This window comes from Umezawaea sp. NPDC059074, assembly GCF_042738955.1.
Lineage (GTDB): Bacteria > Actinomycetota > Actinomycetes > Mycobacteriales > Pseudonocardiaceae > Umezawaea.
This window is the reverse complement of record NZ_JBHYHC010000028.1, coordinates 45,108-69,935: the sequence shown is the minus strand read 5'-3', so window position 1 is coordinate 69,935 and position 24,828 is coordinate 45,108. Positions and strand designations below refer to the sequence as shown.

General features: G+C 70.7%; 26 protein-coding genes. 9 read left to right on the top strand and 17 right to left on the bottom strand.

Going from position 1 to position 24,828, the window contains the following annotated elements; all coding sequences use genetic code 11:
* Window positions 1-804: 804 nt before the first annotated feature.
* From ACFWW9_RS15600 to ACFWW9_RS15590, 3 genes are read right to left on the bottom strand one after another with little or no spacing between them, the layout of a single operon-like run.
* A complete protein-coding gene (locus ACFWW9_RS15600; protein WP_390377064.1) occupies window positions 805-1,911 on the bottom strand; it encodes a tetratricopeptide repeat protein in 1,107 nt (368 codons plus the stop codon).
* On the bottom strand, window positions 1,908-2,798 hold the full coding sequence (locus ACFWW9_RS15595; RefSeq protein ID WP_390377061.1) for a Gfo/Idh/MocA family protein: 891 nt from the start codon (window positions 2,796-2,798) through the stop codon (window positions 1,908-1,910). The genes ACFWW9_RS15600 and ACFWW9_RS15595 overlap by 4 nt, the downstream gene beginning before the upstream one ends.
* Window positions 2,799-2,815: 17 nt before the next feature.
* A complete protein-coding gene (locus ACFWW9_RS15590; protein WP_390377058.1) occupies window positions 2,816-3,193 on the bottom strand; it encodes a hypothetical protein in 378 nt (125 codons plus the stop codon).
* A 40-nt stretch (window positions 3,194-3,233) separates the two neighbouring features.
* On the opposite strand from ACFWW9_RS15590, the gene ACFWW9_RS15585 reads away from it, so the two are divergent.
* Window positions 3,234-4,082 (top strand): NUDIX hydrolase, encoded by an 849-nt coding sequence (locus ACFWW9_RS15585; protein ID WP_390377055.1) that lies wholly within the window; start codon window positions 3,234-3,236, stop codon window positions 4,080-4,082.
* A complete protein-coding gene (locus tag ACFWW9_RS15580; protein ID WP_390377052.1) occupies window positions 4,079-4,897 on the top strand; it encodes an MBL fold metallo-hydrolase in 819 nt (272 codons plus the stop codon). The genes ACFWW9_RS15585 and ACFWW9_RS15580 overlap by 4 nt, the downstream gene beginning before the upstream one ends.
* Before the next feature lie 361 nt (window positions 4,898-5,258).
* On the opposite strand, the gene dnaN is transcribed toward ACFWW9_RS15580, so the two are convergent.
* A complete protein-coding gene (gene dnaN / locus ACFWW9_RS15575) occupies window positions 5,259-6,359 on the bottom strand; it encodes a DNA polymerase III subunit beta (RefSeq protein ID WP_390377049.1) in 1,101 nt (366 codons plus the stop codon).
* Window positions 6,360-6,435: 76 nt separating this feature from the next.
* Between dnaN and ACFWW9_RS15570 the strand changes: the two genes are divergently transcribed.
* Window positions 6,436-7,065, top strand: coding sequence for a Scr1 family TA system antitoxin-like transcriptional regulator (locus ACFWW9_RS15570; protein ID WP_390377046.1), 630 nt, complete (start codon window positions 6,436-6,438; stop codon window positions 7,063-7,065).
* Here the strand turns inward: ACFWW9_RS15570 and ACFWW9_RS15565 are convergent.
* From ACFWW9_RS15565 to ACFWW9_RS15555, 3 genes are all read right to left on the bottom strand, one after another.
* Window positions 7,062-8,312 (bottom strand): MFS transporter, encoded by a 1,251-nt coding sequence (locus tag ACFWW9_RS15565; RefSeq protein ID WP_390377043.1) that lies wholly within the window; start codon window positions 8,310-8,312, stop codon window positions 7,062-7,064. The two genes, ACFWW9_RS15570 and ACFWW9_RS15565, sit on opposite strands and share 4 nt — an antisense overlap.
* Before the next feature lie 417 nt (window positions 8,313-8,729).
* A complete protein-coding gene (locus ACFWW9_RS15560) occupies window positions 8,730-9,404 on the bottom strand; it encodes a Crp/Fnr family transcriptional regulator (RefSeq protein WP_106185253.1) in 675 nt (224 codons plus the stop codon).
* Between the two features lie 223 nt (window positions 9,405-9,627).
* Window positions 9,628-9,879, bottom strand: a complete 252-nt coding sequence (locus ACFWW9_RS15555) for a hypothetical protein (protein ID WP_259629660.1) — start codon at window positions 9,877-9,879, stop codon at window positions 9,628-9,630.
* 206 nt (window positions 9,880-10,085) lie between these two features.
* Here ACFWW9_RS15555 and nth point away from each other — a divergent pair, with 206 nt between their 5' ends.
* Genes nth through ACFWW9_RS15535 form a run of 4 tightly spaced genes read left to right on the top strand, consistent with a single transcriptional unit; the run spans window position 10,086 to window position 13,252 of the window.
* Window positions 10,086-10,790 carry an endonuclease III gene (nth, locus tag ACFWW9_RS15550; protein WP_390377039.1) on the top strand — a complete coding sequence of 235 codons (705 nt, stop codon included), beginning with the start codon at window positions 10,086-10,088 and terminating at the stop codon, window positions 10,788-10,790.
* Entirely contained in the window at window positions 10,787-11,383 is a 597-nt protein-coding gene (locus ACFWW9_RS15545; RefSeq protein ID WP_390377036.1) for a TlpA family protein disulfide reductase, read from the top strand. Before nth ends, ACFWW9_RS15545 begins: the two co-directional genes overlap by 4 nt.
* Window positions 11,384-11,418: 35 nt before the next feature.
* The gene (locus tag ACFWW9_RS15540) at window positions 11,419-12,042 is read left to right on the top strand and encodes an NUDIX hydrolase (RefSeq protein ID WP_390377128.1); all 624 of its coding nucleotides are present in this window, start codon (window positions 11,419-11,421) and stop codon (window positions 12,040-12,042) included.
* 22 nt (window positions 12,043-12,064) lie between these two features.
* Window positions 12,065-13,252, top strand: coding sequence for a MarP family serine protease (locus ACFWW9_RS15535; protein WP_390377033.1), 1,188 nt, complete (start codon window positions 12,065-12,067; stop codon window positions 13,250-13,252).
* On the opposite strand, the gene ACFWW9_RS15530 is transcribed toward ACFWW9_RS15535, so the two are convergent.
* The 5 genes from ACFWW9_RS15530 to ACFWW9_RS15510 all read right to left on the bottom strand — a co-directional run bounded on the left by ACFWW9_RS15530 (window position 13,249) and on the right by ACFWW9_RS15510 (window position 19,049).
* On the bottom strand, window positions 13,249-14,175 hold the full coding sequence (locus tag ACFWW9_RS15530) for an alpha/beta fold hydrolase (protein WP_390377030.1): 927 nt from the start codon (window positions 14,173-14,175) through the stop codon (window positions 13,249-13,251). The genes ACFWW9_RS15535 and ACFWW9_RS15530 overlap by 4 nt on opposite strands.
* Before the next feature lie 8 nt (window positions 14,176-14,183).
* On the bottom strand, window positions 14,184-14,672 hold the full coding sequence (locus ACFWW9_RS15525) for a phage holin family protein (RefSeq protein WP_390377027.1): 489 nt from the start codon (window positions 14,670-14,672) through the stop codon (window positions 14,184-14,186).
* A gap of 48 nt (window positions 14,673-14,720) precedes the next feature.
* Entirely contained in the window at window positions 14,721-15,923 is a 1,203-nt protein-coding gene (gene nhaA / locus ACFWW9_RS15520) for a Na+/H+ antiporter NhaA (RefSeq protein WP_390377125.1), read from the bottom strand.
* 353 nt (window positions 15,924-16,276) lie between these two features.
* On the bottom strand, window positions 16,277-18,259 hold the full coding sequence (gene acs, locus ACFWW9_RS15515) for an acetate--CoA ligase (RefSeq protein WP_390377024.1): 1,983 nt from the start codon (window positions 18,257-18,259) through the stop codon (window positions 16,277-16,279).
* A 238-nt stretch (window positions 18,260-18,497) separates the two neighbouring features.
* Window positions 18,498-19,049: a GNAT family N-acetyltransferase gene (locus tag ACFWW9_RS15510; RefSeq protein WP_390377122.1), complete on the bottom strand. Its 552-nt coding sequence runs from the start codon at window positions 19,047-19,049 to the stop codon at window positions 18,498-18,500.
* A gap of 112 nt (window positions 19,050-19,161) precedes the next feature.
* Between ACFWW9_RS15510 and ACFWW9_RS15505 the strand changes: the two genes are divergently transcribed.
* Window positions 19,162-19,899 carry an oxidoreductase gene (locus ACFWW9_RS15505; RefSeq protein ID WP_390377020.1) on the top strand — a complete coding sequence of 246 codons (738 nt, stop codon included), beginning with the start codon at window positions 19,162-19,164 and terminating at the stop codon, window positions 19,897-19,899.
* 10 nt (window positions 19,900-19,909) lie between these two features.
* On the opposite strand, the gene ACFWW9_RS15500 is transcribed toward ACFWW9_RS15505, so the two are convergent.
* From ACFWW9_RS15500 to ACFWW9_RS15490, 3 genes are read right to left on the bottom strand one after another with little or no spacing between them, the layout of a single operon-like run.
* Window positions 19,910-20,383 carry a hypothetical protein gene (locus tag ACFWW9_RS15500; protein ID WP_390377017.1) on the bottom strand — a complete coding sequence of 158 codons (474 nt, stop codon included), beginning with the start codon at window positions 20,381-20,383 and terminating at the stop codon, window positions 19,910-19,912.
* 38 nt (window positions 20,384-20,421) lie between these two features.
* Window positions 20,422-21,558, bottom strand: coding sequence for a kynureninase (gene kynU, locus ACFWW9_RS15495; protein WP_390377015.1), 1,137 nt, complete (start codon window positions 21,556-21,558; stop codon window positions 20,422-20,424).
* On the bottom strand, window positions 21,555-22,391 hold the full coding sequence (locus ACFWW9_RS15490; protein WP_390377013.1) for a tryptophan 2,3-dioxygenase: 837 nt from the start codon (window positions 22,389-22,391) through the stop codon (window positions 21,555-21,557). Before ACFWW9_RS15490 ends, kynU begins: the two co-directional genes overlap by 4 nt.
* Before the next feature lie 106 nt (window positions 22,392-22,497).
* On the opposite strand from ACFWW9_RS15490, the gene ACFWW9_RS15485 reads away from it, so the two are divergent.
* The gene (locus tag ACFWW9_RS15485) at window positions 22,498-22,950 is read left to right on the top strand and encodes an Lrp/AsnC family transcriptional regulator (RefSeq protein WP_390377010.1); all 453 of its coding nucleotides are present in this window, start codon (window positions 22,498-22,500) and stop codon (window positions 22,948-22,950) included.
* Here ACFWW9_RS15485 and ACFWW9_RS15480 read toward each other — a convergent pair.
* Entirely contained in the window at window positions 22,936-23,856 is a 921-nt protein-coding gene (locus tag ACFWW9_RS15480) for an N-acetylmuramic acid 6-phosphate etherase (protein WP_390377007.1), read from the bottom strand. The genes ACFWW9_RS15485 and ACFWW9_RS15480 overlap by 15 nt on opposite strands.
* Window positions 23,853-24,776: a MurR/RpiR family transcriptional regulator gene (locus ACFWW9_RS15475; RefSeq protein WP_390377004.1), complete on the bottom strand. Its 924-nt coding sequence runs from the start codon at window positions 24,774-24,776 to the stop codon at window positions 23,853-23,855. Before ACFWW9_RS15475 ends, ACFWW9_RS15480 begins: the two co-directional genes overlap by 4 nt.
* Window positions 24,777-24,828 lie beyond the last annotated feature (52 nt).

Here is a 24,828-nt window from a genome sequence, read left to right as displayed (position 1 = left end):
CCGGTTTCCCATGGGCTCTCGGGCTGCCTTCGGGTTCCGTGGCCGTGCTCTGGCGGCCTGTCCGGGTTTCGCGGCTTCTCCAGGGGGCGACTGGGTTTCTCGGGCTTTCGGGCTGTCCCTCTGGGTTCCCGCAGGCACTTCGAGCTGCACTTCGGGCACCTCTGGGGCTGGCGGTCGCTCTCCGGCCTGCCCCTGGGCTTCTGATGCACTCTCGGGCTGCTCTGAGGGTTCTCGCCAGCTCCCCTCAACTTCTCGCGAGCCCCGTCTGAGGCCCTGGGGAAGCCTCCGTGCTTGCCACCGAGGCGGAGTCGCCTGGCATACGAACGGTCCTTTGGCCCATACGTGCCAACCAATGCCCGACTTCAGCTCGCCCCCAACAGGCCCCTCGACGGCCCTCTCCGCCGCCGCCCAACCCTCCCCGCATCGCGGCCCACCCTCGCTTACCGATCACGCTCCGTCGCAATCCGGCGATGCGCCGGACCCCGCCCCGCGACCCCTTGCCTCGAACCGATGTTCACCGAGCGTGACCGTCCGGCCAACCTCACCGCCAAGCAAGAATGCGAGCAATGCTCAATTCGTTTCCCGACGAATGATCTCCAGTGTTCCCCAACTTCACTGGAGATCACTTCCTCGCTCGGCTCGGCAAAAATGTCGGACCTTCCAGCTAGCGTGGAATTCGGGGGTCCATCCCTCGCGCGCGCGTGGGGATCCCCCCGAATTCCAGCGTAGCGGTGGGGTACGACAAGATCGTCAATCCAGGTTTTGGCACGTTTGTTCCACCAAAAACTGTGGGGAATGTGCTGCTCAGGGCATGTCTGGTGATTTTTCCGGCAGGGCGCGCACGTTGTCGATCAAGTGGGCGCGGGATTCGGCGTCGATCTTGCGGTACGGCCTTGAGGCGATCCGGTCGGTGGTCGTCTCGATTCGCGTGCGGAGCGGGGAGTCCGGGGGGAGGGCCTGGAGTTCGGGGATGGTGAGGCCTTCCGCTTGCCAGGCGGTGGCGTGGGCGTCTGCGCGGTCGTGGCGGAGGGCGCGGAGCTGGTCGAACAGGCGGGCGGCGGGTGTGTCGGCGGTGATCGCGCTGGTCAGGGGGTGGTCCGGCCACACCGGGAGGAGTGGTGGGGTGGGCCAGAGGGTTGCCGCGGTGGTGGCGTGGACGTCGTTGAGCAGGGCCAGGAGTGGGTGGCAGCGAGGGGTGGCGGTGATGGTGTCGGCGGTGAGGATGAGCCAGCCGTCGGTGGCCAGCGCGGTGAGTGCGGTGTCGAGGGTGGGCGCGTAGCGGTTGAGGTCGCGGATCACCTGGCGCGGGACCGGGCCGGTGGCCAGGAGGCTCGCCATCTCGGCGAGCAGGCCTAGGCGGGGTGGGCCGTCGGTGACCACGGCGACGGCTCGTGGGCCGGAGGCGCGGTGCACGGCCGGGACCAGGCGGTGCAGTTCGGGGGCGATCGTGGCTGCGGTGAGGCAGGCGTCGGCGGCGTCCACGGCCGAGGTGATCAGGGGCGCGGTCGAACGGAGGCGCAGGGCCTCCCGGAAGTGGGTCAGCGCGAGGTCCCAGCGGCCCTGGTCGTAGTGGCACTTGCCCGCGTGCTGGTGGGCGAAGTGCCGGACGTCGTCGTCCGCCTCGGCGACGCAGCGGTCGAACTCGGGGACGGCCTCGGTGAACCTGCCCTGCCACTGGAGCACGTGGGCGTGCCGGAGGCGGGCCGCGACGGTCGGGTTCAGCGCCAACGCCGTGGCCAGGGCGTGTTCGGCCTGGTCGAGGCGGCGCAGCAGGCGGGCCGCCACGCCTGCCGCGGTCCACGACTCGTGGTCGTCGGGGGACTGCCGGTCGAGCCAAGCGGCGAGTTCCGCGGGGTGGTCGGGGATCTCGTGGAGGGTTTCCGGGTCGACGTGGAAGGCGTGGATCGTCACCTGCCCGCCCGCTCACCAGCCAGCGCGATGATCCGCTGGAGGTGCAGGCCGCGCCGGACGTCCAGCGGGTGCTCGGTGGTGCCGCTGTGGACCATGGCGACGAAGTCGTCCAGCAGGAGCGTGTAGCAGTCCCGCGCGGACGTGCCGGAGGTGGCGAGCCTGCGGTAGCCGTGCTCGCCGTAGACGGTCAGCTCGGCGACCGACGGCTGCAACGGGAGGCTCATGGACAGCGTCGCCGAACTGGTCGCGCCGCCCTCGTGCGCGAACACCAGGCGCCAGAGGCCTGCGTCGGACACGTGCGCGGCGAGCACGTCGGTGATCCGGCCGAGCGAGATGTCGAGCAGGTCGAACACGTGCGGGCCGAGGTCGTGCAGCGCGCCGCGCTCGTGCCGCCACGGCGAGTGCGAGTACGGGCCGGTCAGCAGCGAGCCGGACAGCCACTGCGCGTCCGCGCCGGACCACGAGCCGGTGCGGTGCAGCTGGGTCAGCAGCTCCTTGGTCTCCGGGGCGTAGCGGCGGGTCAGCAGCACCAGCGACGCGACCCCGGCCCGCTCGACGGCGTCGGCCAGGCGTTCGGCATCGTCCACGGTGGACGCGATCGGCTTCTCCAGGATGAGGTGCTTCCCCAGCGCGGCGGCCTTCGCGGCGATGTCCGCCTGCACCTCCGGCGGCACGGCGAACGCCACGGCGTCCACGGTGGACAGCAGGTCGTCCGGAGTGGACGCCACCTCCGCGCCGTGGGTGGCCGCCAGTTCGGCGGCTGCCTCCGGCTTGCGGGCCCACACCGAGGCGAGGCGGGTGCCGGGGTGGTCGGCGATGCCCGGCGCGTGCACCGTGGTCGCCCACGGTCCGGCGCCGACGAGTCCTACGCGCAGTTGTTCTTCCACGCCGCCCATCCTGCCTCTCAGCGACCCCCCGAGTACGAGGACTCGGGGACGAACACCTCCGCGCCGTTGTCGAAGCGCAGCCGCGTGCCGCCGTCGCCGAACACCGCGTCGGGGTTGCTGTCCCACCCGCGCGGGATCGGGACCACGAAGCCGCGCGACTCGTCCGGGCCGATCCACACCTCGTAGCTCGGCGAGCCCACGAAGCTGTCGACCTCCTTCACGAACACGCCCGGCCCCTGCGCCGACTGCGGCTTGGAGTGCACCGTCGTGCGGTCGGGGATGAACAGGACCACCCCGGCGACGACCGTCAGCACCGTGCCGAGGATCGCGCCGAGCATCATCACCAGGATCTTGACCAGGCAGCCGGTGACCAGTGGACGGGAGTCGGAGACCATCGGCCCATCCTGCCCGGTGCCCGGAAGTAGGCTCGGCGGCATGCGCGAACTCCCCGCGGAAATGGTGCTGCCCGAAGGAATGGTGCCCGATGAGCCACCGGCGACCCCGGTCGTGCCGAGGGACGCCGCGACCGTCGTGCTGATCCGCGACACCGCGACCAGGCCGGAGGTGTTCCTCCAGCGCCGGGTCACCGGCATGGCCTTCGCGGGCGGCATGACCGTGTTCCCCGGCGGCGGCGTGGACCGCCGGGACTCCGACACCTCGGTCGCGTGGACCGGCCCCGACCCGGCCTGGTGGGGCCGCTGCTTCGACTGCGGTCCCGCGCTCGCCACGGCACTGGTGTGCGCGGCCGTCCGAGAGACGTTCGAGGAGTCCGGTGTGCTGCTGGCAGGCCCCGACGAGACCAGCGTCGTCGCCGACACCCGACCGTTCCACGACGCGCGCAAGGCGTTGGAGAAGCGCGAACTGTCGTTGGCGCAGTTCCTGTCCGAAGCGGGACTCGTGCTCCGCGCGGACCTCCTACGCCCGTGGGCCCACTGGGTGACGCCGATCGAGGAGCCCCGCCGCTACGACACCCGCTTCTTCGTCGCCGTGCTGCCGGAGGGGCAGCGGGCCGACGACGTGACGAGCGAGGCGTCCGACGCCCTCTGGCAGACCCCCGCCGACGCCATCGCGGACTGGCGGGAAGGACGGCGCGGGCTGATGCCGCCGACGTGGATGACGTTGGCGGACCTGGACGAGTTCGACAGCGTCGCGGACGTGATGGCCGCGGACCGCACGGTCGAGAAGATCATCCCCAGGGTGGTCCGACGTGGTGGCGAACTGCACGTCGTCCTGCCGGGCGACCCCGAGTACCCGACGGCCGACAGTGAGGTGGGACGACGATGAGCCGGTTTCCCGCGATCGGTGACCACGCCCAGCACCCGGCCTACGGCGTGCTCCGCAAGGTCACCCCGATCGCCTCGGTGATGCTCGCCCACAACCCGTCGATCATGACCTTGGACGGGACGAACACGTGGCTGCTGCGGTCGCCGGACTCGGTGTCGTGCGTGGTGGTCGATCCGGGGCCGTTCGACGAAGCGCATTTGACGCGGGTGGCCGCTTGTGGGCCTGTTGCGGCGGTGTTGATCACGCATGGGCATCCCGATCATGCGGAGGGGGCGCAGCGGTTCGCTGAACTGGTGGGGGCGCCTACTCGGGCGTTTGATCCGGAGTTGTGTCGTGGGGGTGGGGCGCTGGGGGATGGGGAGGTCGTGTCGGCGGCTGGGTTGAAGGTGCAGGTGTTGGCTACGCCTGGGCATACGGCGGACTCGGTGTGCTTGGCGGTGGAGTTCGACGGGGCGACGGTGGTGTTGACCGGGGACTCGATCTTGGGGCGGGGGACGACCGTGGTCGCTCACCCTGATGGGAAGTTGGGGGACTACCTGGCCTCGTTGGAGCGGTTGGCTGGGTTGGGGGCTGGGACTGTGGGGCTGCCGGGGCATGGGCCCGAGTTGGGGGATGTGGCGGAAGTTGCCCGGCGGTATTTGACGCACCGGGAGCAGAGGTTGGGGCAGGTGCGGGAGGCGGTGGCGGTGTTGGGTGGGGCGCCTACGGCTCGGCAGGTGGTGGAGGTTGTGTACGCGGATGTGGATCGGTCGTTGTGGGGAGCGGCGGAGTGGTCGGTGGAGGCTCAGTTGGAGTACTTGCGGTCGGAGGGGTGAGGGTTTTTGGTCGTGGGTTGGTTGAGTTGGGGGTTTTGAGCTGGGTGGGCTTGAGCAGGGTGGGTCCGCATCCCTTGCCCCGGTCGCGCAAGTATTTCAATGCTTGAACCAGGTTTGTCAAGGCTGGAAAGATGCCTTGACAAACCTGGTTCAAGCATGAAGGCGCTTTGGATCGGGGCGGCGGGGGGAGTCTGGATGCGGGTCGGGTTGGTCGGATCAGTTCAGCCAGCCGCAGCCCGCGCCGAACCCAGCCCAGCCCAGGCCGCGCCGAACCCAGCCCAGCCCAGGCCAGGCCGAATCTCAGCTCATGCTGAATCCAGCCAGGGCCAGCCGTAGCCCACGCCTCCGGGACCCGCCCGGTTCACGCCACGGTTCTCATCGGCACCACCAGGTAGGTCAGTTCCACCCCGTCGTCTCCTGCTGGGGATGTGAGGACGGTTGAGCGGATGCCGTCTTGGATTCGTAGTTCGATCCGTCTTCCGGTGAACGCCTTCAGCGCGTCTGACAGGTATCTGGCCTGGAAGGTCTTGGTCAGGCGGTTGCCGTCTACCGTTGCCTTCACCGATTCCTCCGACTCGCCGTTCTGCGGGTCGCTGCCTTTGACCCTTAGTTCGCTGTCGTCGACCTGGATGGTCACCGAGCCGTGGGGGCCCGAGTACGGGGTGGCTCTGCGGACCGCGCCCGCCAGTGCGTCCGCGTCCACGAGGACCGTGCTGTCGATGACCGCCTCCAGGAGTTTTCGTGCTCGATCGTCGGGGAACGGGGCTGCCAGCAACGCCGTGCTGACCGAGCCGCCCGGCCAGGAAAGAGCCAGGCGGTCGAGGTCCGCTTGAAGGGTCACGTCGTCGCCGGGTGCTGGTTGGCGGACGACGTCTGCCAGCAAGGTGGCTGGGGCCAGGACGTCCAGTGGAGCTTGGGAGTGCCAGGGGACGGTGGCGAAGGCCATGCGGTAGCGGTCGGTGGCCAGCAGTTCCAGGCGGTTGCCTGCCGAGTGGAGGCGGACGCCGGTGAACACCGGGAGTGCGCCGTCGCGGGACGCGGCGCTGGCCACCGGGAGGACTGCCGAGGCCAGGGCGGAGGCGGAGACGGTGCCTGCTGCGGGTGGGAGGTGGGGGATGCCTGGGTGGGACGAGAGGTCCAGTAGCGGTAGGGCGAAGCGGGCGTTGGAGGTGCGGATGGCCAAGCGGGAGCCCTCCACGACCAGGCGGACCTGGGGGGAGTCGAGGGTGCGGAGGGTGTCGGCCAAAGGCCTGGCCGGTACTAGGACTGTGCCCTCGGTGTGGATCGTGGCCTGTCTGGTCAGTCGGACCGCGTGTTCTCGGTCGCTGCCCGACAGCTCGACCCGGTCGGTGGCGTGCAGGACCAGGCCCGCCAAGACCGGGTCGTGGACCCTGGTCGGGAGGAGGCGGGCGACCTCGGCCGCCGCTCCTGCCAGGTCTGCTGTTGTGGCGGTGAGGTCCATGGTCAGGAAGCTATCCAAGGGGTACGACAATTCTTGGTCGTGCGAGGTCAGCGGCGGTCCGACTAGCGTGGGGGGCGTGAAGAGCGAACCGGTGCCGATGCCGACCCTGCGCGGCCGCGTCCTGGGTGGGAAGTTGCGCGACCTGCGGGAGGCGACCGGGTTCACCGTCGAGGCGGTGGCCAAGCGGTTGGACATCGTGGAGGCGCGGGTCCGGCGGCTGGAGGACGGGGTCACGCCCGTGTGGATGCCGGACCTGCACGCCTACTTCCACGCGCTGCGCATCGAGCGCAAGCTGCGGGACGTGCTGATCGGCGAAGCCGCCCGCGCCCGTGACCTGTACCTGGAGTGCGACTGGGGGCCGGAGGCCGAGTCCGTGCTGACCCTGCTCGGGCAGACCGCGGAACGGGTGGACGTGCTCAGCCCGCACGCGGTGCCGACGGTGCACGTGAAGGACCCGAGCCGGTGCACGGTGTTCACCAGCGAAGGCGCGATGCCCGGCGAGCAGCCGGGCATCACGATCCGCCGGATCCCGTTCGCCAAGGGCGCGTACCCCGGCATCGGCCACCCGTGCACCCTGTTCCACATGGACAAGGGGCCGTCGGTGGTGTTCCTCGAACACGTGCACGCGGCCACCTTCATCGAGGAACCCGAGGAAGTGCGGGCCGCGCGCAGCGTGTTCGAGCGGTTGGACGTGTTCCTGGCCTAGCGGGCCGCGAGGTCCATCTCGACCCGCTTGGCCGCCGGGTCGGCGGGGATGCCCGCCGCGACCGTGCCGCGCAGCAGCCACACCGCCGCCGCCACGACCAGGCCCGACGCGCCCGCCGCGAGGAACGCGACCGGCGTGCCGACGTGCTCCACGAGGTAGCCGCTGATCGACTGGCCGATGGCCAGGCCGACCGTCACGGCGGTGATGACCCAGCCGAACGCCTCGGTGGCCGTGCCCTTCGGCGCGACCTGCTCGATCGCGGCCGAGTGGGTGGTGGCCTGCGGCGTGACCAGGGTGCCGACCAGCAGCATCGTGACGCCGAGCCAGATCAGCGTGGTCGGGATCGCCAGCAGCAGCGACAGCGCGCCGAACCCGCCGAGCAGCGCGGGCAGCCGCAGGTGCATCGACTTGGGGAACGGCCGCATCGCGTACAGGACGCCGAACACCACGGAGCTGATCGACCACGCGCTCAGCAGCAGGCCGCCGAGGCTGAGGTGACCGGCGTTCGCGGCGGCCGCGGGCACCGCGACCTCGATGAACCCGATCGTCACGCCGAAGCCGAGCGCGGCGAGCGCGACCGTGCGCATGCCGGGGCTGGCCAGCGCGCCGAGCAGCTTGCGGTTCTCCACGACGGCCGGGCGCACGGCCCGGACGGTCGGGTTGAGCGCGAACCAGGTGGCGCCGATGACCATGCAGACCACGCCGACGACCACGCCGGTGCCCGCCCACGGGGCCGTGACCAGCAGGCCGGACAGGCCGGGGCCGAGGATGAAGAACACCTCCATGCTGATCGCCTCGTACGCGTACCCGGCGAGCCGGGTCGAGCCCGCGGGCACCATCCGGGCCCACAGCGCGCGGGACGCCGAGCCGACCATCGGCTCGTTGAACCCGACCAGGAACGCGAGCGGAACCAGCACGGCGACCGGCGCCTTGGCCTCCACGGCCAGGATCGACGCGGTGGAGAACACGATCAGCAGCACGATCGTGGCGAGCAGCGGACGGGTCGGGCCGAGCCGGTCCATCAGCCTGCCCTGCACGACCGCGCCCACCGCGACACCGACCAGCGCTCCCGCCGACACCAGCCCGGCGATGGCGAACGACCCGGTCGACCGCTGCACGTAGAGCAGCAGGGACAGGCCGACCATCGCGATCGGGAGGCGGGCGAGCAGGGACGCGACCACGGGGCCGCGCATTCCGGGGGTGGTCAGGGCGGCGCGGTAGTCGGCGAAACGGGCAGAGTGGGACATGCGTACCAGTGTGCCTTGTAGTGGTACGCCCGTACCAGTCATTTCACCGGTGTGGTCCATCACCCGTTGAGACGGTCGTTGCGATTTGGTCACAACAATGGGATGACTGGGTGAAAGTTGGCAACGAAACCGCTGAACACGACGTCTTACAGGGTGACAGGGCTTGATGTACCGGGGAGTCTCCGTGCGATCGTTGACAACACGGGGTCATCCGATGGAAGGCCCGGTGAGACGAAGATCGACGCGGGTTTCGGCGGAGATCGGACTGGGTAACCAGGACCTCCACGCCGGCGACGAGGGTCGGGGCCTGAACGCCGGTTGGAGAAGCGCGGTTCGTCGGGGGATGGACCGCGCGAAGTGAAGGGACCGGTGCGCCGCGTCGGGGGCGGCGCCCGGTCCCTTCACTCTTGCCTGGAACTAGCGAGCCCGGCGAGCCAGCCGCTCGGGGTCGAGGATCAGCACGCTCTTGCCCTCCAGCCGCAACCAGCCGCGGTGGGCGAAGTCGGCGAGCGCCTTGTTCACGGTCTCCCGCGAGGCGCCGACGAACTGCGCGATCTCCTCCTGCGTCAGGTCGTGGGTGACCCGGAGCAGTCCCGCCTCCTGGCTGCCGAACCGCTGGGCGAGCTGGAGCAGCGCCTTCGCGACTCGGCCGGGCACGTCGGTGAAGATCAGGTCGGCCAGCATGGAGTTCGTCCGGCGCAGCCTGCGGGCCAGGGCCCTCAGCAGCTGCTCGGCGATCTCCGGCCGGTTCGTGATCCACGTCCGCAGTGCGGGTCGGTCCATGCTGACCGCGCGAACCTCGGTCACCGTGGTGGCCGTCGACGTCCGCGGGCCGGGATCGAAGATCGACAGCTCGCCGAACATGTCCGACGGTCCGAAGATCCCCAGCAGGTTCTCGCGACCGTCCGGGGACTTCCGGCCGATCTTCACCTTGCCCGACTGGATGATGTACAGCCGGTCGCCCGGCTCACCTTCCGCGAAGATCACGTGGCCACGCGGGAATTCAACGGACTCCAGCGTCTGCGCCAGTGCCTCCGCTGCAGCCGGTTCAACCCCCTGGAAGATGCCCGCGCGGGCCAGGGTCTCGTCCACCTCGTCCCTCCTGTCGAGACGCGACGGCATGGTCGTGCGCCTTCCGCCTTTTGGCGGAGCCTGCGCCGTGCCGTCGATCACTGAGTGCAGTCTAAGGGTTGATCGGTGGTTCGCCTTCCGGCTCGCCGTCTCCAAAGGAGACAGACCAATCTTCGCCAACCCCAGACAGCCCGGTAAGGCCCACGAAGGGTGCTTCGTGGACCTCTAGGTCTTGCGGGCCCTGCTAGCGGCGGGTACGCCGCTGCCGCAGGTTCCTGGCACGACCGCCCAGCCGTCGCAGGCGGAACAGCTCCAGGGCCCGGCCGATGCCGTGCCCGTAGAGCGCCCTGACCTCGTCGGGACGCGCCTGCTCCAAGAACTCCTCGACCTCGTCCTCCTGAACGGCGACGTGGCGCAAACGAGCTTCCACGCGCTCCATGAAGAGCGCGAAGAACATGATGATGATCGGAACGGCGATGACGAACCAGGCAGTCATGATGGCTCCGATCCTTGCGCATCGAGTTTCGGGTGGCTCAAGAGGGGTCCCTCCGGCGGGCAGAGCCTCGGTCGTGAGCGGGTCGAGCCTCTGACGTAAGAGGACGCCTACGCCCGTACATTGGTTCCGTGCCCACCGCGAAGTTTCGCCAAACGCCTGCGGCCAAGACGGAGACCAGGTTAGGTCGTGTTCGTCGGGCCCGACGGATGCTCCGCTTGCTCGAACTAGGCTATCCGGACGCCCACTGCGAACTCGACTTCACCACGCCGTTGGAGCTCGTCGTCGCCGTCGTGCTGTCGGCGCAGAGCACGGACAAGGGCGTGAACCTCGCGACGCCCGCCCTCTTCAAGCGCTACCGGACGGCGGCCGACTACGCCTCCGCCGACCGCGCCGAGCTGGAGGAGCTGATCCGCTCGACCGGTTTCTACCGGAACAAGGCGACCGCCCTGCTGGGGTTGGGCGCCGCGCTGGTGGAGAAGTTCGACGGTGAGGTCCCCGGCAAGCTGGAGGACCTCGTCACCCTGCCCGGCGTCGGCCGCAAGACCGCCAACGTGGTGCTCGGCGACGCCTTCGGCGTGCCTGGGGTCACCGTCGACACGCACGTCGGCAGGCTGACCCGCCGCTGGGAGTGGATCACCGAGGAGGACCCGGTCAAGGCCGAGCACGCCATCGGGGCGCTGTTCGAGCGCAAGGACTGGACGATGCTGTCCCACCGGACGATCTTCCACGGCCGCCGGGTCTGCCACGCCAAGAAGCCCGCGTGCGGCGCCTGCTTCCTCGCGCCGCAGTGCCCGTCCTACGGGATCGGGGAGGTCGACCCGGACAAGGCCGCGAAGCTGGTCAAGGGCGACGAGGCCCCGCACCTGCTGGAGTTGGCCGACCGCGTGCGGGAGGGTGAGAAGCTCGGGTGAGGACGGCGACGCGGTGGGCGCTCGTGGCGTTGGTGCTGGTCGTGGCCGGGGTGGTCGCGCTCTGGCCCCGGTCGGACGACCGGGCGTCACCGGGGCCCGCCGCGGTCGAGCGGCCCACCCAGGACCTCGGCGCGGCCCGTGGCCTCGCCGCGCTCCGACCGTGCCCCCGTGGTGGACCGGACGGTCCCGCGCCTCTTCGGGGCGTCACCGCAACCTGCCTGGGTGATGGCGCGTCCATAGACGTGGCCACGACCGTCGCGGGCGGCCCGGCGCTCATCAACTTCTGGGCGACCTGGTGCCAGCCGTGCCAGGAGGAGCTCCGGGTGCTGGACGGGTACGCCCAGGAGCCGGGAGCCGTGCCCGTGATCCCCGTCCAGGTGCTGAGCGGCGAGTCCGACGGGCTGGAGCTGCTCACCAAGCTCGGCGTCCACCTGCCGTCGCTCTACGACGGGTCGGACGCGCTCCGCAAGGTGCTGAAGGCGCCGCCGAACCTGCCCGCCAGCTTCGTCGTCCAAGCGAATGGTTCAGTGATCCAAGTTACATCTCCGCTGACTTTCTCCACCCCCGACCAGGTCCGGGAGGCGGTCGAGTGACGCTCCTGACCGACCCGGCCGACGTGCCGGACTGGATGACCACGCTCGTGAAGGCGTCCGCCCGGATCGACGCCGCGACGTTCTCCCGGATGACCGCGCCCGCCCCCGCCACGGCTCGCGCGGCGGCCGTCCTGATGCTGTTCGGCGAGGGCCCGAACGGCCCTGACGTGCTGCTTCTCCGTCGAGCGGACACGCTGGGGTCGCACCCCGGCCAGGTCGCGTTCCCCGGTGGAGCGGCTGACCCGACCGACGACGGACCGGTCGACACGGCCCTGCGCGAGGCCGAGGAGGAGACCGGCGTGCAACGCGAAGGGGTGCGGCCCGTGGCCGTGCTCCCGGTGCTGCACGTGCCGGTCTCCGGTTTCCTCGTCACGCCGGTACTGGCACATTGGCATGAACCATGTCCGGTCCTGCCCGTAGACCCTGCTGAGACCGCGGCGGTGGCGCGGGTGCCGATCGCCCATCTCGCGGACCCGGAGAACCGGTTCCTCGTCAGCCACCCCTCGGGCTACGTGGGACCCGCGTTCTCCGCGCCTGGCATGTTGGTGTGGGGGTTCACGGCAGGACTGCTCAACGGGCTCATCGCGCTCGGCGGGTGGGAACGGCCGTGGGACGGGACCGACGTCCGGGACCTTGATCTAGCGCTGCGCGCTACGTAGAAGCTTGTCGGAGGTTGTGGGCGTGAATTGGGTCGACCTGCTGGTGCTGGCGCTGGCCGTGTTCGCGGCGGTGTCCGGCGCCCGGCAGGGCATGGTCATCGCCCTGCCCGCGTTCATCGGTGTCCTGGTCGGCCTCGTGCTGGGCACCCAGCTCGCGCCCCTGGTGGTCTCGCAGTTCGACAACGTGGTCACCAAGGTGGTCTTCGCGGTCGGCATCGTGATCCTGCTGGTGGCGCTGGGCGAGACGCTGGGCGTCTACATCGGCCGCATGGTGAAGCCGCACATCAACGCGGGCCCGCTGCGCGGCGTGGACAACGCGCTGGGCGCGATCGTCCAGGGCCTCGTGGTGTTCGTGGTGGCGTGGATGATCGCCCTGCCGCTGACCTCCGTCGCGGGCGTGCCGTCGCTGGCGAAGGCGCTCAAGCAGTCCGTGCTGCTCAAGACGGTCGACGACGTGATGCCCGCCGCCGCCCGCGAGCTGTCGGACGACCTCCAGAAGCTGTTCGACGTGTCCGGCTTCCCGGCGGCGATGGACCCGTTCAACCGGACCCCGCTCAAGGACGTCGGCCCGCCGAACCCCGAGCTGGCGGCCAACCCGATCGTGCAGAAGCTCCGGCCCAGCGTGCTGAAGGTCCGCGGCCGGGCCCCGTCGTGCTCGCGGGCGCTGGAGGGGACCGGGTTCGTGGTCGCCCCGGAGCGCGTGATGACGAACGCGCACGTCGTGGCGGGCACGAGCGAGGTGACCGTGGAGGTCGGGCGCGGGCAGTTCGACGCCACGGTGGTGCTGTACGACGCGCAGACCGACATCGCGATCCTCGCCGTGCCGGACCTGGAGGCCACGCCGTTGCAGTTCGACGGCGACGAGATCCCGCAGGGCCAGGACGGGATCGTCCTCGGCTACCCGCTGGACGGCCCGTACACGGCGTCCGAGGCGCGGGTGCGCGAACGCATCCCGATGCTGCGGGGGCCGGACATCTACGACGCGCAGACCGTGACCCGCGACGTGTACACGATCCGGGCGAAGGTCCGCAGCGGCAACTCCGGTGGCCCGCTGGTGGACCTCCAGGGACGCGTGATGGGCGTGGTGTTCGGCGCGGCCGTGGACGACCAGGAGACCGGGTTCGTGCTGACCGCGCAGCAGGTGCGCGACGAGGTGGAGAAGGCCCCGTCGCTGGTGCGCAAGGAGTCGACCCAGAGCTGTGCCAGCTAGGTCTGGGAGATGAACTCGGCCAGGATGCGGCTTGTTGTGTGGGGTGCTTCCTGGTGCGGGAAGTGGCCGATCTCCGGGAGGCAGCGCCACTTGGAGTTCGGCCCCAGCCAGTAGGACGAGTGGCGGGCCGTGGACTCCAGCATGATCGGGTCCACGGCGCCGTGGAGCTGGAGCACCGGCACGTCCAGGCGGCGGTCGATGGTCTCGATGAACCGGCGGCCGTCGCTGCGGACCTGCGAGCGGAGCGCCCAGCGGTAGTACTCCAGCGCGCTGTGCGCCACGCCGGGGACCATCATGGCCTCGCGGTTGCGGCGGACGACCTCGTCGAACTCCGGCGCCACCGTCCACTTGGGACCCGACCAGGAGCGCAGCAGGCCGCCCACGTTGGCCGCGCGGTCGTTGGTCAGCCAGCGCTCGGGGTAGATCGGGGCCTGGAAGCGGAACGCGTAGCTCGCGGCCCGGCCCTGGGTGCGGGGGTTCTTGCGGATCGCCCGGCGCAGCGCCAGCGGGTGCGGGGCGGAGATCGCCGTCACCGACTGGACCAGGCGGGGGTGCATCGCGCCGACCGTCCACGCCAGCAGCCCGCCCCACGCGTGGCCGACCAGGTGCGCCCGGCGTTCGCCCAGCGCCTTGACCAGGCCCGCCACGTCACCGGCCAGCGTCCAGCCGTCGTAGCCGCGCGGCGGTTTGTCGGAGTCGCCGTAGCCGCGCAGGTCCAGCGCCACCGCGCGGTAACCGGCCTCGGCCAGCGACGTCAGCTGGTGGCGCCACGACCACCAGAACTCGGGGAACCCGTGCAGCAGCAGCACCAGCGGACCCTCGCCCATCTCGGCCACGTGCAGCCGGACGCCGTTGGCGGAGACGTCGCGATGGGTCCACGGTCCGCTGATCCGCACCGTGGACGGATCAGGGGGCAGGCGCACGGCCCGGCCTAGTGGGCTTCGCCGCGGTGCCGCAACGTGTCGACGATGCCCTTGGCGGACTCGATCGTGCGTTCCGGCGCCTTCAGCTTCTTCACCTTGCGGTAGCCGAGGAACGCGAACAGGCCCGTGACGAGCAGCATGGCCACGAACACCGTCAGGAACGACAGCGACAGCGGCCAGCCGAAGATGTCGTAGAGGGCGTAGCCGATGGTCAGGAACAGGAAGAAGAGGCTGAACAGCAGCACCGTCAACGCGACGATGAAGTAGACGCTGCCCGTGACCCCCTTCTTGATCTCCTTGACGACCTCGGACTTCGCCAGTTCGACCTCGGCCCTGACCAGCGTCGACAGGTGGCCCGTCGCGTCGCGGACGAGCCCGCCGAGCGACGTCTCCTCGGCGATCTTGGCCGCGTTCTCCGCCGTCAGCGGGATCGACGGGACGGGCGGCAGGCCGTCGCTTCCACGGCCGCCGTTGGTGTTCTCCCTCGCGCTGGTCACCGGCCCATCGTGCCATGCACGCGGACGCGCAGCCGTTCGGCTGGCTGATCACGCCACTTCGTTGTCGGCTTGGTGCACACGGCTGCGCCGAACGAGCAGGACGGCGGCGAGCAGCGAGGCCGTCAACGAGGCCAGCAGGACGGCGGCCTTCGCCTGTTCGGCGGCCGCTCCGGTCAGCGCGAGGTCGGCGATCAGCAGGCTCACGGTGAACCCGACGCCGCCCAGCATCCCGACCGCGAGGACGTCCCGAAGGCCCGTGCCGCTGGGCCACACCGCGGCCTTCAGCCACACCGCCAACACGGCCGACCCGACGATCCCGACCACCTTGCCGAACACCAGCCCGGCCATCACGCCGAGCGCGATCTTGTCGGTGAACAGCTTGCCCAGCGCGTCACCGCCGATCGGCACCCCAGCGGCGAACAGCGCGAACACCGGCACCGCGAACCCCGCCGAGTACGGCTGCAACCGGTGCTCGAGGCGGACGGCGGGCGAGTGCTTCTCGCGCGGGTCCTTGCGCACCCGCGTCAGCAGACCGAGCGCGACGCCCGCGATGGTGGCGTGCACGCCCGCCGCGTGCACCAGCGCCCACGTCGCCACCGCGATCGGCACGTACAGCCACGCGGACCGGACGCGCCTGTGCTGGAGGTACGCGTAGAGCGCCATCAGAGCCAGCGCGCCGAGCGCCGCGAGGACGTTGAACTTCGAGGTGAACAGGATCGCGATCAGCAGGATGGCGCCCAGGTCGTCGACCACGGCGAGGCTGAGCAGGAACACCCGCAGGCTGCTGGGCAGCCCCGACGCGGTGATCGCCAGCACGCCCAGCGCGAACGCGATGTCCGTCGCGACCGGGATCGCCCACGCCCGCTCGACCCCCGGCTGCCCCCACGCCACGCCCACCGCGACCAGCGCCGGGACGACCATGCCGCCGATTGCGGCGATCACCGGCAGGATCGCGGCCTTGACCTTGGACAGCTCGCCGACGACGAGTTCCCGCTTGAGCTCGAGCCCGGCGACGAAGAAGAACACCGCGAGCAGCCCGTCCTTGGCCCAGTCGCCGACGCTGAGGTTCAGGTGCAGCGAGGCCGGGCCGACGTGCAGGTCCCGAAGACCGGTGTAGGACCCGCTGAACGGCGAGTTCGCCCAGAGCAGGGCGATGGCGGTCGCGCCCAGCAGCACCATCCCACCGACGGTCTCGGTGCGGAGGTAGCGGGCGAAATCGGTGACGATGGCCGGGCGGCGGGACTGCACCAGATCAACTCCGAGGTCTAGAGGACAGCACAATGTTGCTGCCGACCAGACTTCCCGGCTCACCGAAACCCACCTTATCGGACGCGAACGGTTGGACGGACCGTTCACGGCGGGTGGAGGTGGGTGGTGTTGGCCGGCGGTGTGGGCTGAACGGACCGTTCATCCGGAGGTGGGCGGGAGCGGTCCGGGTTCGTGAGCGGCTGAACGGACCGTTCGTCCGGAGGTGGGGCGTGAACCACCGAGGTCCGTGCGGACTTTCGGCTGAACGGACCGTTCACCCACCCCGGACGTGAGCCCTCAAAACGGTCGTACCCCCTGCCGCGACGGCAGGGGGTACGACATCGTCCACCGGAAGGTCAGTCCTCGGTCGTCGTCTTCAGACCGCTGGAGATCAAGTCCATCACGGACGAGTCCGCCAGGGTGGTCACGTCGCCGACCTGGCGGTTTTCCGCCACGTCCTTCAGCAGTCGGCGCATGATCTTGCCGGAGCGGGTCTTCGGCAGCTCCGGCACGACCATGATCTGCCGCGGCTTCGCGATCGGGCCGATCTCCTTCGCCACGTGCTCGCGGAGCGCCTTGATCGCCTCCGCGCCGGACGCGCTGTCGGCCACGCCGCCGCGCAGGATCACGAACGCCACGATGCCCTGGCCCGTGGTCGGGTCGGACGCGCCGACGACCGCGGCCTCGGCGACCGTCGGGTGCGAGACCAGCGCGGACTCGACCTCGGTGGTGGAGATCCGGTGGCCGGACACGTTCATCACGTCGTCGACCCGGCCGAGCAGCCAGATGTCGCCGTCGGCGTCGTACTTGGCGCCGTCGCCCGCGAAGTAGAAGCCCTGCTCGGCGAACCGCGACCAGTACGTGTCGCGGAAGCGCTCCTCGTCGCCCCAGATGCCGCGCAGCATCGACGGCCACGGCTCGTCGAGCACCAGGTAGCCACCGCCGCCGTGCGGGACCTCGACGCCCTGCTCGTCGACGACCTTCGCGCCGATGCCGGGCAGCGGGCGCTGCGCGGAGCCGGGCTTGGTCGAGATGACGCCGGGCAGCGGCGAGATCATGATCGCGCCGGTCTCGGTCTGCCACCACGTGTCCACGATCGGGGCCTTGCCCGCGCCGATGTGCTCGCGGTACCAGATCCACGCCTCGGGGTTGATCGGCTCGCCGACGCTGCCCAGGACGCGCAGCGAGGACAGGTCGTACTTCGCGGGGATGTCGTCGCCCCACTTCATGAACGTGCGGATCAGCGTGGGCGCCGTGTAGTAGATCGAGACGCCGTACTCCTGGATGATCTCCCAGTGCCGGCCCTCGTGCGGGGTGTTCGGCGTGCCCTCGTAGACGACCTGGGTCACGCGGTTGGCCAGCGGGCCGTAGACGATGTAGCTGTGCCCGGTCACCCAGCCGATGTCGGCGGTGCACCAGTACACGTCGGTGTCCGGCTTGAGGTCGAACACGTTGTGGTGCGTGTACGCGGTCTGCGTGAGGTAGCCGCCGGTCGTGTGCAGGATGCCCTTCGGCTTCCCGGTCGTGCCGGAGGTGTAGAGGATGAACAGCGGGTGCTCGCTGTCGAACGCCTCGGGCGCGTGCTCCTCGGACTGGCTGTCCACGACGTCGTGCCACCACACGTCGCGGCCCTCGACCCAGTCCACTTCGGACTCGGTGCGCTTCACGACGAGCACGTTGGTGACGCTGGGGGTCTGCGCGACGGCCTCGTCGACGGCGGCCTTGAGCGACACGGGCTTGCCGCGCCGGTACTGGCCGTCGGTGGTGATCACGATCTTCGCGGAGGCGTCGTCGATGCGGGTGCGCAGCGCCTCTGCGGAGAAGCCCGCGAAGACGACGCTGTGCGTCGCGCCGAGCCGGGCGACGGCGAGGATCGAGAAGATCGCCTCGGGCACCATCGGCATGTAGATCGCGACCCGGTCGCCGGTCTCCAGGCCGAGCGAGACCAGGGCGTTCGCGGCCTTGGAGACCTCGCGCTTGAGGTCGTTGTACGTGATCGCGCGCTTGTCGCCGGGCTCGCCGACCCAGTGGATCGCGACCTGGTCGCCGTGGCCGGACTCGACGTGCCGGTCGACGCAGTTGTAGGCGACGTTGAGCTTGCCGCCGACGAACCACTTCGCGAACGGCGCGTTCGACCAGTCGAGCACCTGGTCCCACTTCGTGTCCCAGGCGAGGCGGTCGGCCTGCGCGGCCCAGAACGCGTCGCGGTCGGCACTCGCATCGTCGTACAGCGCGGACGTCGCGTTCGCCTGCGCGGCGAACTCCGCGCTGGGCGGGAACGTCCGGCTCTCCGTGTGCAGGTTGTCCAGGGCCGGGCCCTGGTCCGACGGCTGGGTCATGGTGCGGGACCTCCTACGTTCCTGACCTACGTGCAGAGCGGCTGTGCTGACCGTAGTGCCGGACGACCCGGATCGACAGGCGCGGCACGCGAAAAGGTTCAGACCAATTCTGGCTACAGTCGAAACACCTGGGTAACTGTGTAACCCCGCTCGCGCGCCGGTGCCACCGTTCGTCGGCCGAACGACCCGTCCGTTGCGACGAACGGACCCGTGGTGACGCCGCTCACCCCTGATCGGACTAGTTCCCGCTGGTCAGCCCCTCGCGCACGGCGGGCCACTCCGGGGCGGTCACGGAGTACACGGCCGTGTCGCGCAGCGTGCCGTCCGGCCGCACGCGGTGGGCCCGCAGCGACCCCTCGAAGGTCGCGCCGAGCCGGGTGATCGCCGCGCGCGACCGGGCGTTGAGCATGTCGGTGTGCCAGCCGACGCGGTGCGCGCCGAGGTCGTCGAACGCCCGCCCGATCAGCAGCAGCTTGGCGCCGGTGTTCAGCCCGGTGCGCTGCCAGCGCGGGCCGATCCAGGTGTGTCCGATGTAGACGCCGCGGTGCACGGGGTCGATCTCGTAGTACGACGTCGTGCCCGCGACCTCGCCGGTCGCGGGGTCGAGCTGGACCCACGCCCGGCGGTTCGGGTCGGCCAGCGCCTTGGTGACGAACGCCCGCATCTCGTCCAGGGTCGTGGGCTGGAGGACGCTCAGCCACGTCCAGATCGCCGGGTCCTTGCCCGCCGCGAGCAGGCCCTCGGCGTGGTCCTCGGTCAACGGCTCCAGCCGCACGTGCGGGCCGGTCATCACGGGGCGGTCGAACCAGTCGGTGGTCACGGGTGCTCACGCTATGCCGCAAGTGGCCACTCATGAACGGCCAATAAAGGGTAATTTCGAATAGCCACTTTACTCACGGGTAATGTCCGGCCCCGTGACCGATCCGCTGGCTCCGCTGCTGGACCTGCCCGGCGTGGCCGACGCCGTCGCCGCCGCCAAGACCGCCGTCTTCCAGGTGCACCGCCACCGGGTGAACCTGCGCGGCTGGGCGACCACCGCCGCCGAGGCGTCCGTGCGCGCCGCCCGCGCCTCCGCCGCGCTCGACGGCGGGCCGACCGCCATCCCGGAGGACGGCTCGGTGACGGACCCCGTGCTGGCCGGGTCGCTGCGGGTCGCCGAGGCGCTCGGCACGCTGCTGCCCACGTGGGAGCGCGCGCCGTCGCAGGCACTGGCCCGGCTGCACCTGCTCGCCGCCGCCGACTTCGACGGCGAACTCGGCAGGCCCCGGCTCGACCCCGGCGTCGCCGACCGGCTCGACCTGCTCGCGGGCCTGCTGACCGGCGGCACGAAGGTCCCCGGCCCGCTGCTGGTCGCGATCGTGCACGGCGAACTGCTGGCGCTGACCCCGTTCGAGAGCGCGAACGGCGTGGTCGCGCGGGCCGCGGCCCGGCTGACGTCGATCGCCACCGGCCTGGACCCGAAGGGTCTTGGCGTCCCCGAGGTCCACTGCCTGCGGCGGCAGAACGAGTACGACGCCGCCCTGGTCGCCTTCACCTCGGGTGAACCCGAGGGCGTCGGCCGGTGGATCCTGTTCTGCTGCGCTGCGCTGGAGGCGGGCGCCCGCGAGGCGTCGAGCATCGCGGACGCCGCCTCCGCCTGATCGAGCGGGATCAGCCGAAGTAGTCGCCGACGTACCCGAGGCGCGCCGGGCCGGTGAGCGAGTTGGGCCACGCCACCGTCACGGTCCGGTCGGCGGCGGTCGTCGGCAGGGTGAAGGTCGCGGACGCGACCGGGTAGCCCTGCGCCGTGCCCTTCTTGGAGGCGATGTACACGACCTTCGGGTGGCCGGGCGAGACCACGACCCGCTCGGCGCCCGCGGGGTCGGGCGTGACCACGCCGATGGGCAGCGCGACGCCGTCCGGGTCGTGGAACACGAGGTCGCCGAGCGTGCCGCGCATCGCGCACGCCCGCGAGGCCTCGAACTCGACCTGGAACAGCTGGTCGGCGACGTTCGGCGAGACCCGTTCGCCCGCCCTCACGACCAGGGCGGACGCCGTGCACTGCGGTGTGGCGGCGGCGGACGCGGCGGGGGCGCCGAGCACGCCCAGCGCCAGGACTCCGAGCAGAACCGTTGTCGTCTTCATGGGCAGTCCACGCTCGAAGCCCTCTCCCGGTTGCCCCGTCAGAGCACTTCCGCGAGCACCTCGGCGGCCCTGCGGGCGTCGGCGTACCTGATGTACAGCGGCGCGAAACCGAAGCGCAGCACGTCAGGGGGCCGGTGGTCGCCGATCACGTCCCGTGCGATCAGCTTCCCCATCACGGCCTCCGCGTCGGTGTGCCGCAACGAGATCTGGTGCCCGCGCCACTCGTCGGCGGGCGTGATCACCTCGATGCCCGGCAGGTCCTCCACGAGCGACCGGAAGTACGCGGTCAGCGCCAACCCCTTGGCCCGCACGTCCGCCAGCGACACCTCGTCCCACACGTCCAGCGCGGCGTCGAGCGCCAGCATGGAGAGGATGTCCGGCGTACCGCACCGGCCCCGCGCGATCCCGGCGTCGGGCGTGTACGCCTCCTCCATCGCGAACGGCGCGCGGTGCCCGGTCCACCCGGTCAACGGCTGCTCGAACGTGGCCTGCGCGGCCGTCGGCACGTAGAGGAACGCGGGCGACCCCGGCCCGCCGTTGAGGAACTTGTACGTGCACCCCACGGCCAGGTCCACGCCCAGCGCGTCCAGCTCGATCGGCAGCACGCCCGCGCTGTGGCAGAGGTCCCAGACGACCTTCGCCCCGACCGCGTGCACCCGCTCGGTCACCGCGGCCATGTCCAGCATCCGGCCGGTCCGGTAGTCGACGTGGTTGAGCAGCACCACGGCGGTCCGCTCGGTCAGCTCCAGCGCGTCCGGCACGGCGGGCCGCAGCTCCAGCCCGGTCAGCTCCGCCACGGACCGGGCGATGTACCCGTCGGTGGGGAACGTGCCCGCGTCCACCACGATCTCCGCGCGGTCCGTGCCCTTCACCGCCGCCATCAGCGCCTTGAAGAGGTTCACGCTGGTCGAGTCGCCCACGACGACCTGCCCCGGCGCGGCCCCGACCAGCCGCCCGACCCTGTCGCCGACCCGTTGCGGGGCCTCCCACCAGCCCTCGGACCAGCTGCGGATCAGCCTGCGGCCCCACTGCTGCCGCACGACCTCCTGCATCCGCTCGGCGACGGCCTTCGGAGGCGCGCCGAGGGAGTTGCCGTCCAGGTAGACCACGTCGTCATCCAGGTCGAACAGGTCGCGCACGCGCGCGAGCGGGTCGACGGCGTCGAGGTCGGTCACACGAAGCTCCTCGCGGTCCACAGTTCCGGGAACACCGAACGCTGGGTGCGCTTCTCCAGCCAGGCCACGCCGGCGGAACCGCCCGTGCCCACCTTGGCACCCATCGAGCGCCGCGTCGCGAGGAGGTGGTCGTAGCGCCAGCGCGCGAACTCCTCGGCGATGTCGGTCAGCGCCTCGCCCAGCTCCAGCAGGTCGCGGTCGTCGCCGCGGTACACCTCGGCCCACACCTTCTCGACGTCGGCGTTCGGCTCGTAGGCCCTGGACAGGTCGCGCTCCAGCACGTCGACCGGGATGCCCAGGCCACGGCGGTGCAGCGCCGCGAGCACGTCGTCGTACAGGCTCGGCGCGTGCAGCTGCGCCTCCAGGGAGTCGTGCAGCTTCGGCACGGCCCGGTGCGGCACCAGCATCGAGCGGGACTTCTCGCCGAGCAGGAACTCCATCTCGCGGTACACGCCGGACTGGAAGCCCGAGCCCTCGCCGAGCGCGTCGCGGAACGAGTTGAACTCGCCCGGCGTCATCCGCGCGATCGGCCGCCACGCCGCGTTGAGGCCCTGCATGTGCAGGTCGCTGCGGTGCAGCGTGCGCACGGCCGCGCGCAGGTCGTCGGCCCGCAGCTCCCGCTGCGCCTGCCGCCACTCGAACACCAGCAGGCCGAAGTACAGCTCCATGATCTGGGTGATGACCAGGAACGACATCTCGCGCGGGTCGTCGGAGGCCTGCTTCTGCAACGTGTGCAGGACCGAGGCGTGCACGTAGTCCTCGTACGGCGTGGTGCCGCCGAAGTCGAGCTTGGGGACCTCTTCGCCGCCGTGGACGACCGGACAAGTGCTCATGTCGTCATCATGCGTGCTCGGATGGCATTTCTGAATGCACGTCGACGGCCTTCCGGGCCCCGAAGTCTTACAGCCGAAAGCCGTTTCGGCGGATAGGTTTGCGTTCATGAGCATCGACCTGGACGCCGTGGACTGGGCCCTGCTGGAGGCCCTCCAGGAGGACGCGCGGCTGTCGTACAACGAGCTGGCCCGGCGCGTGCACATCTCGCCTCCGACGGTCGCGCAGCGCGTGCGGCGGCTGGAGAACGCGGGCGTGATCACCGGCTACCGGGCCGCGGTCGACCCCACGGCGGTGGGACGCTCGGTCGTCGCCCTGGTGCGGATGAAGTGCTACGGCCCGAGGTGCATCACCGTGCACCCGGAACTGCTCGACGACTGCCCGGAGGTGGTCGAGGTCGTGCGGCTGACCGGCGACATCTGCTCGGTCGTGAAGGTCGTGACGACGTCGGTGCAGGAGCTGGAACGGCTGCTCGTGCGGCTCGGCGGCCACGGCGAGACGTCCAGCGCGATGGTGCTGTCGACGCCGATCCCGTGGCGTCCCGTCCTAGCCGGTGGCTAAGGACACCATCGCCTGGCGCACGTGCCCGTCCGAGCCGACGAGCGCCTCGGCGGCCCGCGCGATCGTCGCGCCGGACAGCAGGTGCACCAGCGCCACCTTCAGGTCGCCGCCCGCGTCCGACAGCGCGTCCGTGCACTCCTGCTCGGCCAGCCCGGTCGCCTCGCGCAGGATCCGCACGGTCCGGCCGCGCAGCTTCGCGTTCGTGGCCCGCATGCTGACCATCAGGTTCGAGTAGGTGCGGCCCAGCCGGACCATCACCGCGGTCGAGAACGACGTCAGCACGAGCTTCTGCGACGACCCGGCCTTCATCCGCGTCGACCCCGCGATGGCCTCCGGGCCCGTGTCGAGCGCGATCAGCACGTCGACCTCGCACGGCGCGGGGGACATCGGGTTGTTCGACACCAGCACCGTGTGCGCCCCGAGCGCGCGCGCCTCGACCAACGCGCTCACGACGTACGGCGTCCGCCCGGACGCCGTGACCCCGAGCACGAGGTCACCCGCCGACGCGAACCGCCGGATCTCCGCCGCGCCACTGCTGTCCTCGACGTTCTCCAACGCCCGCACCAACGCCTCCGGCCCACCCGCGTGGTGCGCGACGAACCAGTCCGGCGGCACGTTGAACGTCGGCGCCAACTCGGCCGCGTCGAGCGTGGCCAACCGCCCCGACGTCCCGGCCCCCACGTAGTGCACCCGACCGCCGGCGCGCAACGCCCCGACCGCCAGGTCGGCCGCCAGCGCGAGCTGCGGCAACACCGCCGCCACCGCGTCCGGCACGACCTGGTCCTCCACGTTGATCGCCCGCAGGACGTCCAAAGTGGACATCCGGTCGATGTCGAGCGTGCGCGGGTTCCGCATCTCGGTAGGGGAATCCACGCGCACCGCCACACCGTTGCCGGGCGAGGTCATTTACCGGTCTCCCGTCGTCGCCTGCCGTCGGGCCGCGCTCCCAGCCGGTGGCCGGAGACCGCGTCGTACGTCGCTTCCAGCGCCGACTTCGCGCTGTCGACGTGCAGCTGCGCCACGCCGATGAACAGGCAGTCGACCACGGTCAGCTGGGCGATCCGGCTGGCCATCGCGCCCGAGCGGAACGTCGTCTCGCGCGCGGCCGTGGTCAGGACGTGGTCGGCGACCTCGCTGATCGGCGAGCGCGGGAAGTTGGTGAGCGCCACGGTCGTCGCGCCGCGGTCCTTGGCGACGCGCAGCGCCTCCACGGTCTCCGACGTCGAGCCGGTGTGCGAGATGCCGACGGCGACGTCCGCGTCGGTGAGGACGGCCGCGCTGGTCAACGCGATGTGGGTGTCGTTCCAGGCGAAGCAGACCCGGCCGATGCGGTGCAGCTTCTGCTGGAGGTCGAAGGCGACGAACGCGCTCGCGCCGAACCCGTAGACGTCCACCCGTCCCGCGCCCGCGACGGCCTGCACGACCTTCTGCAACGTCTCCACGTCGAGCTGTTCGGCGGTCTCCTCCACGGCGCGCGCGTCGGCGAACGCGACTTTGCCGACGACCTGGCGCAGGTCGTCGGTCAGCGTGATGTCGCTGCCGAGGTCGCGGTCGACGCGGGAGGCGGTCCTGGCGGTGTCGGCGGCGAGCGCGATCCGCAACTCCGGGTAACCGCCGACGCCGATGGCCTTGCAGAAGCGGGTCACCGTCGTCTCGCTGGTGCCCGCGGCCTCGGCCACCTCGGTGATGCTGCGGTGGGCGACCGTGGCGGGGTTCTCCAGCACGACCTTGGCGACCCGCTGCTCCGCGCGGGCGAGGCCCGGCAGCAGTGAGCGGATCTTGACCAGGGGGCTGGCGTCGAGGTAATCGGGATTGTGGCTGGACACGTGGGAAACTTACTAACCGTGACTACCCAGGTCAACGGACCAGAGGGGGTAC

Excerpts from the sequence above, each read along its gene's own strand:
- ACFWW9_RS15505 (WP_390377020.1), top strand. The coding sequence starts at position 19,162 with ATGTCCGGCCCCGTGACCGATCCGCTGGCTCCGCTGCTGGACCTGCCC.
- ACFWW9_RS15540 (WP_390377128.1), top strand. The coding sequence starts at position 11,419 with ATGACCACGCTCGTGAAGGCGTCCGCCCGGATCGACGCCGCGACGTTC.
- ACFWW9_RS15590 (WP_390377058.1), bottom strand. The coding sequence starts at position 3,193 with ATGGTCTCCGACTCCCGTCCACTGGTCACCGGCTGCCTGGTCAAGATC.
- ACFWW9_RS15485 (WP_390377010.1), top strand. The coding sequence starts at position 22,498 with ATGAGCATCGACCTGGACGCCGTGGACTGGGCCCTGCTGGAGGCCCTC.
- ACFWW9_RS15555 (WP_259629660.1), bottom strand. The coding sequence starts at position 9,879 with ATGACTGCCTGGTTCGTCATCGCCGTTCCGATCATCATCATGTTCTTC.
- nth (WP_390377039.1), top strand. The coding sequence starts at position 10,086 with ATGCTCCGCTTGCTCGAACTAGGCTATCCGGACGCCCACTGCGAACTC.
- dnaN (WP_390377049.1), bottom strand. The coding sequence starts at position 6,359 with ATGGACCTCACCGCCACAACAGCAGACCTGGCAGGAGCGGCGGCCGAG.
- ACFWW9_RS15500 (WP_390377017.1), bottom strand. The coding sequence starts at position 20,383 with ATGAAGACGACAACGGTTCTGCTCGGAGTCCTGGCGCTGGGCGTGCTC.
- ACFWW9_RS15585 (WP_390377055.1), top strand. The coding sequence starts at position 3,234 with ATGCGCGAACTCCCCGCGGAAATGGTGCTGCCCGAAGGAATGGTGCCC.
- acs (WP_390377024.1), bottom strand. The coding sequence starts at position 18,259 with ATGACCCAGCCGTCGGACCAGGGCCCGGCCCTGGACAACCTGCACACG.
- ACFWW9_RS15510 (WP_390377122.1), bottom strand. The coding sequence starts at position 19,049 with ATGACCGGCCCGCACGTGCGGCTGGAGCCGTTGACCGAGGACCACGCC.
- ACFWW9_RS15565 (WP_390377043.1), bottom strand. The coding sequence starts at position 8,312 with ATGTCCCACTCTGCCCGTTTCGCCGACTACCGCGCCGCCCTGACCACC.
- ACFWW9_RS15480 (WP_390377007.1), bottom strand. The coding sequence starts at position 23,856 with ATGACCTCGCCCGGCAACGGTGTGGCGGTGCGCGTGGATTCCCCTACC.
- ACFWW9_RS15580 (WP_390377052.1), top strand. The coding sequence starts at position 4,079 with ATGAGCCGGTTTCCCGCGATCGGTGACCACGCCCAGCACCCGGCCTAC.
- ACFWW9_RS15490 (WP_390377013.1), bottom strand. The coding sequence starts at position 22,391 with ATGAGCACTTGTCCGGTCGTCCACGGCGGCGAAGAGGTCCCCAAGCTC.